15 protein-coding genes and 1 tRNA gene are annotated in these 16,711 nt (G+C 41.5%); 7 read left to right on the forward strand and 9 right to left on the reverse strand.

Annotation, left to right across the window (positions count from 1 at the left end):
* Positions 1-45: 45 nt before the first annotated feature.
* Positions 46-861, reverse strand: coding sequence for a hypothetical protein (locus tag Q0R88_RS27045; RefSeq protein WP_295721942.1), 816 nt, complete (start codon positions 859-861; stop codon positions 46-48).
* 217 nt (positions 862-1,078) lie between these two features.
* Here Q0R88_RS27045 and Q0R88_RS27050 point away from each other — a divergent pair, with 217 nt between their 5' ends.
* Entirely contained in the window at positions 1,079-1,351 is a 273-nt protein-coding gene (locus tag Q0R88_RS27050) for a hypothetical protein (protein ID WP_295721944.1), read from the forward strand.
* Positions 1,352-1,585: 234 nt separating this feature from the next.
* On the opposite strand, the gene Q0R88_RS27055 is transcribed toward Q0R88_RS27050, so the two are convergent.
* Positions 1,586-4,231 carry a zinc-dependent metalloprotease gene (locus Q0R88_RS27055; protein ID WP_295721946.1) on the reverse strand — a complete coding sequence of 882 codons (2,646 nt, stop codon included), beginning with the start codon at positions 4,229-4,231 and terminating at the stop codon, positions 1,586-1,588.
* 88 nt (positions 4,232-4,319) lie between these two features.
* A complete protein-coding gene (locus Q0R88_RS27060) occupies positions 4,320-5,561 on the reverse strand; it encodes an aspartyl protease family protein (RefSeq protein ID WP_295721948.1) in 1,242 nt (413 codons plus the stop codon).
* 58 nt (positions 5,562-5,619) lie between these two features.
* Here Q0R88_RS27060 and Q0R88_RS27065 point away from each other — a divergent pair, with 58 nt between their 5' ends.
* The gene (locus Q0R88_RS27065) at positions 5,620-6,945 is read left to right on the forward strand and encodes a D-alanyl-D-alanine carboxypeptidase (RefSeq protein WP_295721950.1); all 1,326 of its coding nucleotides are present in this window, start codon (positions 5,620-5,622) and stop codon (positions 6,943-6,945) included.
* Positions 6,946-7,014: 69 nt separating this feature from the next.
* Here the strand turns inward: Q0R88_RS27065 and Q0R88_RS27070 are convergent, their stop codons facing one another.
* Positions 7,015-7,581 carry a hypothetical protein gene (locus tag Q0R88_RS27070; RefSeq protein ID WP_295721952.1) on the reverse strand — a complete coding sequence of 189 codons (567 nt, stop codon included), beginning with the start codon at positions 7,579-7,581 and terminating at the stop codon, positions 7,015-7,017.
* Positions 7,582-7,669: 88 nt separating this feature from the next.
* Positions 7,670-8,482, reverse strand: a complete 813-nt coding sequence (gene murQ, locus Q0R88_RS27075; RefSeq protein ID WP_295721954.1) for an N-acetylmuramic acid 6-phosphate etherase — start codon at positions 8,480-8,482, stop codon at positions 7,670-7,672.
* Between the two features lie 100 nt (positions 8,483-8,582).
* On the opposite strand from murQ, the gene Q0R88_RS27080 reads away from it, so the two are divergent.
* A complete protein-coding gene (locus tag Q0R88_RS27080; protein WP_295721956.1) occupies positions 8,583-10,166 on the forward strand; it encodes a S41 family peptidase in 1,584 nt (527 codons plus the stop codon).
* 186 nt (positions 10,167-10,352) lie between these two features.
* On the opposite strand, the gene der is transcribed toward Q0R88_RS27080, so the two are convergent.
* Both der and era read right to left on the reverse strand, forming a co-directional pair.
* Positions 10,353-11,654 (reverse strand): ribosome biogenesis GTPase Der, encoded by a 1,302-nt coding sequence (gene der / locus Q0R88_RS27085; protein WP_295721958.1) that lies wholly within the window; start codon positions 11,652-11,654, stop codon positions 10,353-10,355.
* 148 nt (positions 11,655-11,802) lie between these two features.
* Complete coding sequence (gene era, locus Q0R88_RS27090) at positions 11,803-12,678, reverse strand: GTPase Era (protein WP_295721960.1); 876 nt, start codon at positions 12,676-12,678, stop codon at positions 11,803-11,805.
* Between the two features lie 144 nt (positions 12,679-12,822).
* Here era and Q0R88_RS27095 point away from each other — a divergent pair.
* Positions 12,823-12,895 (forward strand) — tRNA-Met (locus tag Q0R88_RS27095).
* A gap of 241 nt (positions 12,896-13,136) precedes the next feature.
* On the opposite strand, the gene Q0R88_RS27100 is transcribed toward Q0R88_RS27095, so the two are convergent.
* The gene (locus tag Q0R88_RS27100; RefSeq protein ID WP_295721962.1) at positions 13,137-13,514 is read right to left on the reverse strand and encodes a VOC family protein; all 378 of its coding nucleotides are present in this window, start codon (positions 13,512-13,514) and stop codon (positions 13,137-13,139) included.
* Between the two features lie 168 nt (positions 13,515-13,682).
* On the opposite strand from Q0R88_RS27100, the gene Q0R88_RS27105 reads away from it, so the two are divergent.
* From Q0R88_RS27105 to Q0R88_RS27115, 3 genes are read left to right on the forward strand one after another with little or no spacing between them, the layout of a single operon-like run.
* Positions 13,683-14,066 carry a heparan-alpha-glucosaminide N-acetyltransferase domain-containing protein gene (locus tag Q0R88_RS27105; protein WP_295721964.1) on the forward strand — a complete coding sequence of 128 codons (384 nt, stop codon included), beginning with the start codon at positions 13,683-13,685 and terminating at the stop codon, positions 14,064-14,066.
* A complete protein-coding gene (locus Q0R88_RS27110) occupies positions 13,970-14,866 on the forward strand; it encodes a hypothetical protein (protein ID WP_295721966.1) in 897 nt (298 codons plus the stop codon). Before Q0R88_RS27105 ends, Q0R88_RS27110 begins: the two co-directional genes overlap by 97 nt.
* Before the next feature lie 2 nt (positions 14,867-14,868).
* A complete protein-coding gene (locus Q0R88_RS27115; RefSeq protein WP_295721968.1) occupies positions 14,869-15,234 on the forward strand; it encodes a DUF2200 domain-containing protein in 366 nt (121 codons plus the stop codon).
* 304 nt (positions 15,235-15,538) lie between these two features.
* Here the strand turns inward: Q0R88_RS27115 and Q0R88_RS27120 are convergent, their stop codons facing one another.
* Entirely contained in the window at positions 15,539-16,429 is an 891-nt protein-coding gene (locus Q0R88_RS27120) for a dienelactone hydrolase family protein (RefSeq protein WP_366088098.1), read from the reverse strand.
* Positions 16,430-16,711: the final 282 nt, after the last annotated feature.

Here is a 16,711-nt window from a genome sequence, read left to right on the forward strand (position 1 = left end):
CTGATGCCCGGCTTGAGGTAATTTTATAAGATCAGTTTGTAAAATTTAATTTAAATGTAGTGCAGAAGCTACGTCGTTATAGTTTTTGAAGTTAAGCCCCGGATGTGTAACCTGTAAAGTAGTTACAGAACCCCCAGGTATTACCACCACCTTAAAATCATAGCCAGGTGAGTTGAAATTAGCTATAATATTAACAAAACCAACTCCTACATCAGATTGATATATGGCATTGGTAATTCTGATGAATGGTAAAGAATAAAAACTGGTTGTTCCTGTTACTCTTAAATACACCAAAACAAGGCCACTGTTAACAATTGACTGAGTTATAGCCGGTACATTAAGTTTGGTTGCACTTGCTGCGCTAACGCTTTGGTTAGTTATAATATAGCTCTTAATATTTATGGAACCATCAGCTCCAGCCGGGCCCTGTGGTCCGGTGGCTCCTGTTGCGCCCGTTGCTCCATTAGCACCGGTTGCACCCCTGGGGCCCGCTGGCCCTGTAGCACCCGTTGCGCCTGTTGCACCAGTAGCGCCAGCTGGTCCCTGAGCACCTGTTGCGCCAGTTGCTCCATTGGCTCCCGTTGCTCCTGTTGCACCGGTAGCTCCCTGCGGACCTATTGGTCCTGTTGCTCCGGTAGCACCTGTTGCACCAGTAGCTCCTGTTGGGCCTGGTATACCTGTTGTTGCTCCTTGTGGTCCCTGTGGTCCCTGTGGTCCTGTAGCTCCGGTTTCGCCTTGAGGACCCTGTGCCCCATCAGCACCTGTAGCCCCCACCGGTCCGGGTGTTTTATCTTTCTTGCAGGAATTCATACTTATAGTGCAAGCCAATAAAACAGTAAATAAAAGTCGTAGTCTTCTCATAAAAATATGATTTTAGTAGTATATAGACACGTTTTACGGATATGTGGATAATTAGTTTCACAAATTATTGACATGGATCATCTTTTTTATTAGCAGCCACACTTATAGACCTAAGGCTATCAATGTTTTATTAAACAATGCTTAACAATGCATGCAACAAAAGGGCTTAGACTTTCGTTATACTTAATAAACATTTAACCATTGAATAACATCACCCATGAACAACATCAGCAGTAATTTACATGAAAAGGTCCATCACTGGATAGATGCGATAGGTTTCAGGCTAAACGCCTCGCAAACAAATGGCAAAAATCACATTACAACCAATCACTACTTTTTTGAGACCTTCAATTTCTTTGAAAAAGAAAAAAGAGACCATCCGGAAAGTACTAAATTCCTTTGTTTTGATGCGTATGGCGAGAAAATCAATGTAAAGTCATTGCTTGATCTGCAAATTGCTTTTTTCGAAAACATTAGCCAGCTTAAATAATATTGACCTGCTCGCTGATGTTTTGGGGCAAATAAATAAAAAAAACGCGAGGCGTTACCGTGCGCCGGATAAAGAAAAACAGGCTGATCATACATGTATGATCAGCCTGTTTTTCTTTTAAACCTATCGAGATTTCCTGAAGTATGCTATTTTGTAAAAGGGAATTCCCAGACTGCCCCTTTTACTTATAATACAGCCCCTTCTCACCCTCAAATTTTAACTATTTAATTAAAATTAGTTATCCACATTTGTTTTTGACCAACAGTTCATGTAGCCTTTTCCAGTATTTTCGTTAATAATTTCGTCAGCATCTTTAATCCGGATTGTACCTCCGCCAGGCAGATTAACAATTGGCCGGGAAGGATTTAATGCCTCCTTTATCCTTAGCTTAAGATCGGCATAATGCGCAGCAGTTAACGCATCGCCACCTTTTGGTAAACCGCTATCAATCTTCTTCAACTCGGCGCGCACCATAGGCCTGATATCAGATAATGCCATATTAATAGGTGTTAACCCAAAAGCCGCCAAAACCTGCGTAGGGAAGCCCGGAAAGCCTCTGAAATCATCTGTTAATAAGCTCCTCAGGTTTTCAACATAACCACGTTGCAGGTTGCGTTTAAAGGCATCAGGCTTACCCCCTGTAAAAATCCCTGGCCTAAGATCATCAAACAGCTGGGCTACGGTATAAGCAGCAGTACCATTTTTAGCTTCATTATCATACATGCGGGCAAGCCTTGACGGGCTAAGTACGTTTGCCAGCGCACCCACTTGCAGGCCTTTGATACGGTTGTAAATAACGCCATTATCAAACTTGCTTAGTTCGGTTTTATTAATAAGCCAGTATGGGGTAGTAAATATTTGTTTATCTAAAAACTCAACCGCGTCATGTTGCAGGCTTTTGCTCACAAAATCATAAACAGGGCCTTTTTGATCATACGTTTTAAAGTTTTCGTTCATGCCGCCAATGTTGGTGGTTACATGGCCCATGTATCGGTAATACTGCCCTAAAACCTCATTGTACAACTCACTCACATCATCAAAGTTCTCCCCTTTTTGGAAGGTCCATTTTTCAAGGTTGGGTAAAATGCGTTTTAAATTGGCAATGCCATAGGTACTGGCCTTCATTGCATTATCACCCAAATCTTCGCTTTGCAAGCGTGGATCAATTGAAGTCCCTTGCCGGCCAAAATAATAAACAGGGTTCCCTGCTTTTTTAGTGGCCCAATCGGCTAAGATCACTTTTTCCTGATCGATAGTTTTGTTCCCCGGAAACCAGCTATAGCCCCATTTTACCGCCCACAAATCGTACTCGCCAATTTGAGGGTAAAGATGTGTAACGCCATCGCCTGGTTGGGCAACGTAGTTAAATCGGGCATAATCCATAATAGATGGTGCCGTACCATGCTTATCTGTAAATGATTTTGAACGTAATGAATCAACGGGGTAGGCATAGCTTGAGCCAAAGTTATGTGGCAAACCAAGCGTGTGACCAATTTCATGCGATGATACAAAACGGATCAATTCGCCCATTTGCTCATCTGTAAACTGGGGCTTGCGTGCCGCCGGATTAACGGCCGCGGTTTGTATCAGGAACCAATCGCGCAGTAAGCTCATGACATTATGATACCAACCTACATGACTTTCCAATATCTCGCCGCTCCGCGGATCTGACACATGGGGGCCGTATGCATTTTCAACATCCGATGCAAAATAACGAACAACACTATACCGGGCATCTTCTGTACTAAATTCAGGGTCTTGTTTTTTTGTTGGCGCCTCTTTACCTGTGATGGCATTTTTAAAACCTGCAGCTTCAAAAGCTTTGTTCCAATCATTTATACCGGCAATAAGGTATGGCACCCATTTTTTTGGTGTCGCCGGATCAATATAATATACTATTTGCTTTTTTGGCTCAACCAGCTCGCCACGTTCATAAGCTGCCGGATCTTTGGGCTCCAGTTTCCAACGATGGATATAGGCGGTTATCGCCGATTTTTGCTTGTCGGTGCCATAATCTGTTTGGCGCTGACCAAAAAACCCAACCCTTGCATCACTGACACGGGCTTTCATAGGCGTTTTTGGCAATAATAACATAGACGTATTTAACTCAAATGTAATTGCCCCATTGCTGTTATCGGTAGGTGATTCGCCCGACCGGTAGGTTTTTAAAGTACGGGCTTCCAAATTTATAGGGAAGCTTTTAATAGTATCGATATATGACCGCGTTGCATCAACGCCAGAAATTTTATATGCTTTTTTTACATCATCAGATAAACCTATGGCTGCAATATCTCCATTATAAAAATCAGATACATCTATCAATACACCTGTAGTATCTTTATTAAAAGCCTTGATATCAAAAGAAGCTAAAACAGCATCAAGGTTTGAGTTTTTAACAGACTCATACATATCTGATGTACTATCGGCCCTTATAGAAAAATTGGGCACGCGAATAAAAACTTGTTTATCATGGCGCTGCCATTTCCATACCTGCTCGTTCAGCTGCTCGCCGCCATATTGCTGACCAAATGTTTTTAAACCTGTAGGTGTTTTTATATAGCGGGTAACCACCAGCATTTCCCGGTTTAATAATGAATCCGGAATTTCAAAGTAGTACTTGCCATCAACTTTGTATGTATTGAAAAGACCGCTATCGGCTTTTATTTTGCCGGTAATTAAGTCGCTGAATTTTTTAATTCCCTCTTTTTTAGGAGTGCTGCCAGTGGTTGCCGTAGCGGTAGTGCCGCCGGGGCCAGTGGTGGTTTTAAGCGTTAAACTTTGGTTTGCTGTTTGTTTTTTAGTGGAGCAGGAGGCAGCTAAAATAGCTAACATTAATGCGGCGCCACGCATATATTGGCCAGCCAGGGAGGTTCGTTTCATTTAAATGATATAGTTTAAACGTAAACTTATGCAAAAGTTTGCCCTTTTTAATAACGGTAAAGAGTTAATTACACAAAATGGTAGAAATTTAGATACGCCTTTTTAAGGTTAACACAACTTTATCGAGTTTTTTATCATGGTAAACATCAAGCAACAGGCTCCTGTCATTTCTTGATTTAAACAGGTCATCAATTTCTTCGAGGCTCATTTTTGATACCGGCTTAAAGTTTATAGCAACTATCTCGTCATCTTTTTCAAGCCCGATCTCGTCACCCGCAGAGCCAGGTTCAACGCGGTTTATAATTATCCGCTCCAGATTTTTGCCTGCCGCGTAATATTCAATGCCGCTCATATCATGTTCAAAGGACTCTTTAAAGTTATTGTTGGGCTTTAAATACATTGCATTCCCGGAATAATCAAATATAACAGAGAACCGCTTAAGCACACCAATACCCAGGTTACCATCCCGGGGTATGGAAAGATGTGTTTGATCCGCATCAGGGAAAGAAGATATGATGCCCTTAATTTTAAACTTGCCTATTTCAAGGGCATCCAAACGGGCTATGTAGCCGTTAATCGGTCCGTTTAAGCCAATACCCAGGTTAGCCGAAGCGATGAACTTTTGAGGAAGGCCGTATAGGGGGATGATCTTTTCTAACGATATCGGGTGGCCGGCACCAAGATCAATAACCAGTTTGCTATTAATTTCTTTCCCGTTCTGCAGTATAACTTTCCCGGTTACGTAGGGCTTCCTGTCTTCAACCGTGATAGGTATTAGCGTGCCTTTCCTGAAAACTTTGAGATCTTTAGGCCTGCAAACCGTAACCGTGCTATCCTGAAAATTGATTTTAACGGCCAGGTTGTTAAAAAATTCGTAACCGATGAGGCCGTGTATGGGCATCCCGGCATAGCCAGACAGGCTAAAAAGATCTTTTTTTAGTATGGCCGCGGCTACATCATAACTCACTAAACCAGGTATTTGAATTTCTAATGCCGAGGTAACATAAGCTTCGGCATCAGCTCCTTCGCCAAGGCCGGGGATTTTTAAGGTACGTTTGTTGGGGATACTGATAGAATCAGCTAATTTGGGGTCGGTAATGATCATAAGACCGACGCCTGTATCTAATATAAAGTTAAAGGGACCTTTATTATTGATATTCAACTTTATCACCAAAAGGTTACGCACCAATTTAAAGGGGATAGTTACTTTTTTTTTACGCGCATCAAGATCAAAATATTGTGCACAGGCTGTTGTGAAACAAAATGCAAATAAACACATTAGCCACAGTGCCCGGAAATACTTTAATTTATGAAATAGCGTAGGTAACAATTTGGTATAGTTGGTATATTAAATTTACAACATTAATTGGTTATATAAATATTTATTTATGCGAAGCACAACATTTACATTTCTGCTAATTATTGGGGGCTTATTATTGGGTAGTGATATTGTTTATGGCAGAACTATTAAAAAACGAAAGATAAAAAAACAGTTCAAACATTCGCAGATAGTTAATGATCATTTTACCGGGTTTGCTTTGTATGATATGGATGAAAAAAAGATGGTATTTGAGTTAAACTCCGACAAATATTTCACTCCTGCATCAAATACTAAATTGTTTACTTTTTATACCTGCCTTAAAATGCTGGGCGATTCGATACCGGCCCTAAAATACGAGGCACATCATGATTCGCTTGTTTTTTGGGGAACCGGAGATCCCTCGTTCCTGCACAGCGATCTGAAAGGTGTTAATGGCTTTAAGTTTTTACAGAATAGCAATAAAAAACTATACTATTCAACAATAGGCTACACCGGCGACTTTTTTGGACCAGGATGGGGATGGGATGATTACAATGATGATTACCAGGTAGAAATTAACGCTTTACCTATTGAAGATAATGAAGCCCTGTTATATGCCGATCATGATGGAAACATGCAGGTGAAACCCAACTATTTTAAAAGATATCTTACCCGCGATGCAGATTATCCTGCAGGTATATTTAAAGTTAAGCGCGATTTTTTAAGTAATAATTTTGTTTATCCGGATAGGATCATCCCACCAACATTTAAGCAGCAGGTGCCGTGGAAAACAAGTGATATATTAATCCGGGCGTTATTGGAGGATACATTAAAAAAAGCCGTTTATACGGTTAAGTTGCCGGTAAGCAGCAATGCAAAAACCATTTATAATACCAATGCCGATTCTGTTTATCGGCGCATGTTGCTACCCAGTGATAATTTTATCGCCGAACAATTGTTGCTGGTTTGCTCGTCGGTAAAGTTTAATATGCTCAACAGGGATTCTGTTATCAATTATGCGAAGGCTAATTTCTTAAAAGATTTGCCAGATGAACCTCAATGGGTTGATGGATCGGGCCTTTCACGCTATAACCTGTTTACGCCCCGCAGTATTGTAAAACTGCTTTGTAAAATTGATGACGAAATAAAAAGCGATTCGCTTTTACATAGCCTGATGCCTGCGGGTGGATTAACCGGAACTATAAAAAGAGCCTATAAAACGGATAATGGGCAGGCTTTTATATGGGCAAAAACCGGTTCTTTATCCAACAATCACAATCAAAGCGGTTACCTGGTTACCCGTAAAGGCAGGAGGCTGGCCTTCGCATTCATGAATAACAACTTTACCCGCCCATCAAAAGAAATCAGGGATGAAATGGTTAGGATCATGACTTATATACACGAGGAGTTTTAGACCCCGCTAAGTTTCCCCCGGCAGGGGAGACTTTTAAAACCCTCCTTTCCGGGGAGGGCTGAGCCTTTTCTAATTCAATCTTTTTACCATTTGTTCCTCAACCTTTTTAAATACCTGGATGGGTTTTAAGCTGCGCCAGGCAAGATCATCAAGCTGGCCGCCGAAGTTGATGTAATAGTCGATATTGTTGCGCTTAAATTCATCTATCACATGTTCGCGGAAATTGATGCCGGCTATCCAGCCATCTTCAACATCCTGAAACCATTCCTCATAATAGCAATCATCAGAGGAGTGAAAGTTCAATATATTTTCACCGATCAGAATAAAGCGACTGATGCCATTATCTATCATCAGTTCCAGGATCTCGCGCTTAAGCAACATGATATCATTGTTAATCGCATCGTTCCATTCGCCAATAAACTCGATAATGGTATACCCCTTTTCATAGTCGGCAAATAGCACTTTCATATAAAGGGTGTTTGAGCCGAATGAATCCCATTGGGGGTGAAGCAGGTAATTGTATACCTGCTTATCAAATTCAAACTCACTGTATTCTGTTGCATAAAAAGGAGAATACTCATCTTCAGATGCAATATAATCATCTCTCCAGCGGTAATATGGTTCTATCTCGTGCATTCTCTTTCCATTTTTTGTCTGAACCCGAATTCTCAGAATTTAAGAATTAGCAGAATCAAGTTCAAAACATTTTCAAATCACCAAATTTTCAAATAGTGGTATTATAATTATCAACCGCAGCCCTTACGCTGCCGTATTTTTTTAAAAGTGTTTCAGCATCTGCTTGGTTAAGTGCGGTTTGTTCCATCACCATACGCGTGCCGCGATTGATAAGCTTATCATTACTTAGCTGCATATCAACCATTTTATTCCCTTTTACCCGCCCCAGCTGAATCATTACACAGGTACTCAACATATTTAAAACCAACTTTTGAGCGGTCCCTGCCTTCATCCTGGTTGATCCTGTTAAAAATTCGGGACCGGTAACTACCTCAACAGGATATTGGGCTACAGCAGCAACCGGGCTGCCGCTATTGCAAACTATACAGCCGGTAACAATATTAAGCTTCGCGGCCATTTTTAACCCGCCAATTACATAAGGTGTTGTACCCGAGGCTGCAATGCCAACCAATACATCTTTATCATTTATGTTAAATTCCAAAAGATCTTTCCACGCTTGTTCAGTATTATCTTCCGCAAACTCAACGGCTTTGCGGATGGCAAAATCTCCCCCGGCGATTATTCCCACCACCATATCAAACGGAACACCAAACGTTGGAGGGCACTCCGATGCATCAACAACGCCTAACCTGCCGCTGGTACCTGCACCAATATAAAATAACCGGCCTCCTGCTTTCATCCGCGATGCCGTTATAGTAGCCAGAGCTTCAATTTGCGGCAAAGCTTTAGCAACTGCCTGCGGCACAGTTTGATCTTCCCGGTTTATGTTTTCAAGGATTTCTTTTACTGATTGAAGCTCCAGATTATTATAATTCGATTCCCTTTCGGTGGTGGTTTCCATTATTATTAAATAATTTATAACAAAATTCGGTAAAAAACATCAAATGCAAGGCTGCTGATAAAAATTATTGGTTTAGCATTGACTAACTTTGTTATCGGATATGAAAAAAACTGCGGGTGTAATTTTCAGGACACTGATCCTGTTGCTGGTGGGTGTTACTTTTGGGTTGTGGATAAGTAGGAATAATACCGACCGTGGCCTTGGCTTTTCATTTTCTGGCAGTGATAAGCTTTCGCAGGTTTTAAACCTGGTGGGGCAAAATTATGTTGATAGTGTTAATGTTGACAGCATTGAAGGTGCATCCATTAATGAACTGCTCCAAAACCTGGACCCGCATTCTCTTTATTTGCCTCCGCAACAGGCACAAAGTATTAATGAACGTTTAGAAGGGGGTTTTAACGGCATAGGTATAGAATACCAGTTGCTGCGCGATACACTGATCATTACGCAGGTGTATGCAGGCGGACCGGCTGCCAGGGCTGGTTTACTGGCAGGCAGCAAAGTGATTAATGTAGATCATAAAAAATTCTCGGGCACAAAACTTACTGCCGATAGAGTTAACAACGCTTTCAGGGGCCAAAAGGATGCCACCTTAGTTATGGATGTTGCCAACGCAAATGGCACTGGTACAATACCCTATGTAATGAAGCGCAGCCGGGTTGACATCAGCAGCGTAAATGCGGCTTATATGGCCAATGCAAATACAGGCTATATCAAGATCAGTAAATTTGCTGCCACTACAGATGTTGATTTCCGTACCGCTCTTAATAAACTTAAGACTAACGGCATGAGCAAGCTGGTGCTTGATCTGCGTGGAAACGGCGGTGGCTATTTAAGCGCCGCTACATCAATGGCCGATGAGTTTTTAGGCAAAGGTAAATTGATCGTGTACACCAAAGGAATCCACGAACCCAGAACAGATTACTTTGCTACCGATTCCGGCGCTTTTCAGCAAGGCAAGGTTACTTTATTAATAGATGAATACTCGGCATCGGCAAGTGAAATACTGGCAGGCGCGTTACAGGATTTGGATAGGGCAACTATTGTGGGTCGCAGATCCTTTGGTAAGGGACTGGTACAGCAGCAGTTTCCGTTTGGCGATGGCTCGGCGGTTAATTTAACTGTGGCCCGTTATTATACCCCATCCGGCAGATCGATACAAAAATCATACAAGGGTGGCTTGAGTAGCTACCGTAACGAGCTGGCTCAGCGCATGAGAAAAGGAGAGTTGTTTTCTGAACAAAGTAATCTAAATGACACCGTTTTTAAAGGATCATCATACCATACCACAGGTGGGCGTAAGGTTTATAGCGGCGGCGGTATTATGCCCGATGTTTTTGTACCTGCCGATACCACACAAAACACACAGGTGCTACAAAACTTAAGCGAGTTGCAACTATTTTCGGCCTATGTGATAGACAGGATGCTGCCTTTGCTTAATAAATATTCAACCGGCGATGACTTTATTAAACATTATTCGGTAAGCGATGATGAGTTTAATAACTTTATCATCTATGCGTCTCAAACACTTAAAGAGATGGACTCGCGCGAGCTGCGCTTATCAAAAGATTACATCAAAAGCATTTTAAAAGCCAGTGCCGTGAGGTTTAAATGGGGCGACAATGCTTTCCACGAAGTGCTAAACGGAAATGACGTGGCCTATAAAAAGGCCCTGGAGCAGTAGGGGGCGCACCGATGTGCAGATTTCAAATGTGCAGATTTTAAATATCCGAATTTTCAGATGTACAAAACTCTCTAAAACACGATAAGCAGATTAGTAAGACTTTCTGAAAAATCCTACCAATCTGCTTATCATAAGAGTCTATGTTCAGACATCATCTGCACATCTGAAATCTGGACATCTAAATCCTTATTTCTGCCTAAACCATACCTGTATCGGCGCACCGCTAAACTCAAAGTTTTCTCTTAGTTTATTTTCAATAAAGCGGTAGTAAGGTTCCTTAACGTATTGCGGCAAATTACAGAAGAACGCAAACATTGGCGATGTACCGGCAATTTGGGTGATGTATTTAATTTTTACGTATTTGCCTTTGATAGATGGCGGCGGATAGTTTTCGATGATCGGAAGCATGATCTCATTCAATTTTGAGGTAGCTATTTTGCGGGCCCGGTTTTGGTAAACCTGGTTGGCTACATCAATCACTTTTAGCACACGTTGTTTTTCGGTAACCGAAGTAAATACGATTGGAACATCAGTAAATGGCGCTATCTTTTCGCGGATCATCTCTTCAAAAACCTTAACCGTTTTGTTGTTCTTCTCAATCAAATCCCATTTGTTCACCACAATCATGACGCCTTTTTTATTCTTCTCGGCCAGGTGGAAAATGTTGATATCCTGCGATTCGATACCCTCAACGGCATCAATCATCAGGATGATTACGTCGGCCTCCTCAAGCGCTTTTATGGTACGCATTACCGAGTAAAACTCAATGTTTTCTTTTACCTTGGTTTTTTTACGCATCCCGGCCGTGTCAATCAGCATAAAATCATGACCGTACTGGTTGTAGTGGATGTGGATAGAATCGCGGGTGGTACCTGCAATAGGGGTAACAATGTTACGTTCTTTACCAATAAGCGAGTTAATGATAGATGATTTACCAACATTTGGCCTGCCTACGATGGCATATTTGGGGCGGGTGTTTTCTTCCAGTACCTCATCATCAAATTCCTTAACAACTTCATCAAGCAATTCACCTGTGCCAGAGCCTGTCATGGATGAGATACTATAAATCTCGCCCAAACCTAAACTGTAAAATTCTGTAGCATCAGCCAGCAGCGCGTTGTTATCTAACTTATTAACTACCACAAAAACCGGCTTCTTGCTTTTGCGCAGCATGGTAGCAATTTCATCATCCAGATCGGTAATACCGGTGGTAACATCAACCATAAACAAAATCACAGATGCCTCTTCAATGGCTATCTCTACCTGCTCGCGGATGGCCGCTTCAAATACATCGGCAGAGTTTGCCACATAACCCCCGGTATCAATAACGGTAAATTGATGATCGGTCCACTCAGAAACACCGTAGTGCCTGTCGCGGGTTACACCGCTAAAATCATCAACAATGGCTTTGCGGGTTTCTGTTAAACGGTTATATAAAGTTGATTTGCCTACGTTAGGGCGGCCAACTATGGCTACTATGTTACTCATGCTTTTAAATTAGAGTCAAGAATCAAGAACCAAGAGTCAAGATTTATGCAAATCTATCTATCTTAAATTTCCCGTTCTATATATTAAATGAAATTTTATTAAAGAGTCAAGCCATATCTTGATTCCTGACTCTTGATTCTAAGGTCTGTTACTCGTACCCGAATTTTTTAAGGTAATTTTTTTTGCTGCGCCAGTCTGGTATTACTTTTACAAACATCTCCAGGAAAACTTTCTTTTGAAAAAACTCTTCCATATCCCGGCGGGCATAAGTGCCTACTATTTTAAGCATGCTGCCTGCCTGGCCAATAATGATATTTTTTTGCGAATCCCGCTCCACAATAATTTCTGCACTGATGCGGTGGATGGTTTCACCCTCAACAAATGCAGTCACAATTACTTCGGCGCTATAAGGGATCTCCTTTTTGTATTGTTTAAGCAACTGGGCGCGGATCATTTCCGAAGCGAAAAAACGGTCGTTCCTGTCAGTTAGCTGGTCTTTTTCGTAATAAGCCGGATGCTCGGGCAAATTCCCGATCACGAAATCCATAATGGCTTTAATATTGTGCCCCTTTAATGCCGATATAGCAAAAATGGCTTTGGGGTTTAGCTTTTCCTGCCAAAACTCAATCTTCTTTTTTACGGTTTCCTCGTCGCTTTGGTCAATCTTGTTGATCAGTACCGCGATAGGGGCCAAAGAACCTTCCAGTTTTTTTAGCACATCGGTCTCATCAAACTCTTCGTAGATATCTGTAACCAGCAAAATAAGATCGGCATCAACGATGGAGCCGTCTACCTGGTGCATCATGCTTTCGTGCAAAGCATAGTGTGGTTTGATAACTCCGGGCGTATCAGAAAAAACTATCTGATAGTTCTCGTCGTTAACAATTCCTAAAATACGGTGCCTGGTAGTTTGCGCCTTAGGGGTAATGATTGACATTTTTTCGCCAACGAGGGCGTTCATAAGGGTTGATTTCCCTGCATTGGGCTTACCAATTATACTTACAAAACCTGCCTGGTGACTCATATAAAAATAATTAAAAATATATTTGGACTGCAAAGAAACGAATTATATCTTTGCAGTCCAATTAAAACGGAGTGCAAATTGCATTTTCATAATTGGAAAAAGCTTTTCGAAGTTATGCCGAAAAGTAATAAACAACAAAAATAGTGCGGGATGGAGCAGTTGGTAGCTCGTCGGGCTCATAACCCGAAGGTCGTAGGTTCGAGTCCTGCTCCCGCTACCTGAAAATAAAAAGCCTCAAGTCGAAAGATTTGAGGCTTTTTTGCGTTGTAGTTTTAGACTACACACAGAATCAAGTATAGTACATAGATTCGAAGTCAAAGACTTTGTAGAGCATCGCAAATAGAAGATTTTGCTATTCTAATTCGGCTGTTTGGCTACTTCTGCTCATAAACTCAGCTATTCTCATAGCTGTAATTTTACCCCAAGCGATACCTTACAGACTCATTTATCTCGTCCTATTACTCATCAACAGGTTCCCATAGCTCAATTTTATTGCCTTCCGGATCAAGGATATGAACGAACTTGCCGTATTCATAAGAAGCTATTTCATCTACAATGGTAACACCGGCGTTCTTTAGCTCGTCAAGCAGCGCTTCCAAATTGTCCACCCGGTAATTTATCATAAAATCCTTTGTTGAAGGTTCAAAAGATTTGGTAGTGGCGGCGAAGGTGCTCCATGTGGTAGAACCTTTAGTTTCACTGTCCATTTCGCGCCATTCGAAGGTAGCCCCATACCCTTTATTGTCGAGGCCCAGGTTTTTGGTATACCATTCGTTCATTGCTTTAGCATCGATACATTTAAAGAATATGCCGCCAAGGCCGGTTACTTTTTTCATAAAGCTATTTTTACGTTTTTAGTTCACACAAAACTAATGAAATTTGTAACCCTGAGCTAAGCGGTTCGGCTTTAGTTCTGTTGCGGCTACCTGAATAAAAGGCTTTGATTGAAAGGTCAAGTGTTTTTAAAAAGATTTGTAACTTACACCCACGCATTTTCAGTCACCTTGGCAACTGTCTCTAACCCCGTAACCAAATATCGCATCGATTCTATCGACATTTTACGTGGATTGATCATGCTGATCATGGCGTTGGATCATACCCGCGATTTCTTTCACACGTTTAGTCCCAAGCCTACCGACCTGGCCACTACTACTCCTATATTGTTTTTCACACGATGGATAACCCATTTCTGCGCCGCAATATTTGTTTTTTTAAGCGGGTTATCTGCTAACCTGGCCGGCACCCGCCGCACCAAAAAGCAACTGAGCGGCTTTTTAATAAAAAGGGGATTATGGCTGATAATAGTAGAATTGATTATCACTTTTGCTACACACTCGACCCATTTTACCATATCCTTATTTTACAGATCATATGGGTCATCGGTGTAGGTATGGTTATTTTGGGCCTGCTGATATGGCTGCCTTTATCGGTTATTGCCGTTGTTGGGTTGTTGTTTTTTGGGCACGATATACTTAATATTATAAAGTTGCCTGCCGAGGGTACTGGTAGTTTCTTATGGAAATTTTTCTTTACCGCGGTGGCATTGTTTCGCCCCCTGGATAAAACGCATTCTTTATTAGTCCTTTATACCGTGATGCCCTGGCTGGGGGTGATGCTTACCGGGTATGTTTTGGGGCTTGTTTATAGGCCAACTTTTGACTCTGCAAAACGAAAAAAAATATTATTCACTGCTGGTGTTATACTTGTGGTGCTATTTGTGTTTTTAAGGGCATTTAACATGTATGGTGACCCGGCACCATGGGCTTTTCAGCGAACTACAGCGTTATCTGTGATATCTTTTTTTAATGTTAGCAAATACCCGCCGTCGTTAATGTACCTGTGTATGACTGTAGGGCCGGGATTATTACTGCTATCCGCGGTAGAAAAAGTAGACAACCAATTAACCCGTGTATTGGTAATTTATGGTAAGGTGCCTTTCTTTTATTATGTGCTCCATTTTTACCTGCTCCGGCTATTAAACGTAATCTTGTTCTTTGCTCAGGGCTATGGTACTAAAAGCATTGTTACACCAAAATCTATCATGCTCTTTCGCCCGGTAGAATATGGCTTGAACCTGTTTGGGGTTTACGTAGTATGGTTACTGGTTATAGCGTTATTATACCTGCCCTGCCGCTGGTTTAGCAGGTATAAGCATACACATCAGCAATGGTGGTTGAGTTATTTGTAGGTATGAACAACATTGAATTACATAATGAGCGTATTGCAAAAATGATTTTTGCGTCTGTCTATCCGCTTTATCTTACAAAGGTGGAAAAGAAAGGCAGAACCAAAGCAGAATTGGATCAGGTTGTCACCTGGTTAACCGGCTTCAATAACGAAAAGGTACAACACTTCATCGATACGCGAGCGACATTTTCTGCGTTTTTCCAATATGCTTTACTAAATCCGAATGCATCCCTTATTTCCGGAACGATCTGTGATTATCGTATAGAAGACATTGCGGATCCGTTGACGAAGCAGGTTCGGTATTTAGATAAGTTGGTGGATGAGTTGGCAAAGGGAAGGACGATGGATAAGATATTGCGTGGTTCGTGAGAGTAACGGCATTTGATAAGTATTTATTTCACCAATACCACCATTAGAAGTTTACGACATCAAGGCACCCTACAACCCCAAACCACCCGACTATAGCGCGAGCAAAAAACCATTTTTAGACAATTTCTGAGCAGTAATAAAAATGTTTTTTCTTATAATACTGATAATCAGTAGTTAAAAAAGTATTCACGGCGTTCACGGCGCGTATATGAACACCTTGAATATATGGTTTTCGTCATAAGTATTAAAAATCAAAACCCCAAATCAACAGATCTGAGGCTTCAATTTTAATATAAGAAATGGCTTATTTCAAATTCTCTTTAAAAAATTCAATTGTGCGGCTCCAGGCCAATTCTGCGGCGGCTTTATCATAGCGCGGCGTGGTATCATTATGGAAACCATGATTTACGCCTTCGTAAATAAATCCCTGGTATTTTTTGCCATTCTCTTTTAATGCAGCCTCATAAGCGGGCCAACCACTGGTAATTCGGGTATCCAGCGATGCGTAGTGCAGCATCAGTGGCGCTTTAATTTTAGGCACGTCTGCCGCGGCAGGTTGTGCACCATAAAAAGGTACCGCGGCTGCCAGATCAGGTACGCGTACGGCCATTATATTACATATACCACCACCGTAACAAAAGCCCACAACGCCAACCTTCCCGTTACAATCTTTATGGTTTTTTAGGTAATTAAAAGCGTCGATAAAATTTTCTTCCATTTCGGCCTTGTCGCGTTTACTTTGCATCTCGCGCCCGGCATCATCATTGCCTGGGTAACCACCAAGTGGGGTTAAAGCATCGGGTGCGAGCGAAATAAAGCCGGCAAGCGAGGCCCTTCTGCCCACATCTTCAATATATGGGTTTAACCCGCGGTTTTCATGCACCACAATAATGCCGCCCAATTTCTGTTTAGCATCCACTGGTTTTGATAACAAGCCTTTAATATTGCCACCACCTTTTGGCGAGTTGTAAGTAATGTATTCTGATTTTAACCGGGGGTCGTCAGTCGCTACCTGGATCTTAGTTTTATAATCCGGCATCAAAAAACTCATCAGCGCGGGTACAGTTAGGCCCCCAACCGCGTAAAGAGATAGCTTTTGCACAAATCCGCGCCGGTCCAGCCGGTCATGTGCGTAATCGTCATACAGGTCAAAAACTTCCTGTTTGATGTCTTCTTTATTTATCTGGCTCATCATTAAATGGTTTAATCAAATATAAAGATTAAGGGCAAAGGCTTGTTAATCAAACTGTAACAGTATCGCTATAATAGGAAAAAAATATTATGACAGCTTTTTTAAAAGGAAGGTGCTTACGTTAAGCTTAGCAGTTCGATCATTCCATAAGAAACCATCAGAAAGGCAACTTTTCTGTAATTAAATAATACAGCCGGCTTCGGAGGAGATAATAAAAAGGACCCTTCGTTTACAAGGCGTTCTATTTCAGCATCAATGTCATCTACTTCAAAGCAAATATGATAA

This window comes from Mucilaginibacter sp. (genome assembly GCF_025362475.1).
GTDB lineage: Bacteria > Bacteroidota > Bacteroidia > Sphingobacteriales > Sphingobacteriaceae > Mucilaginibacter.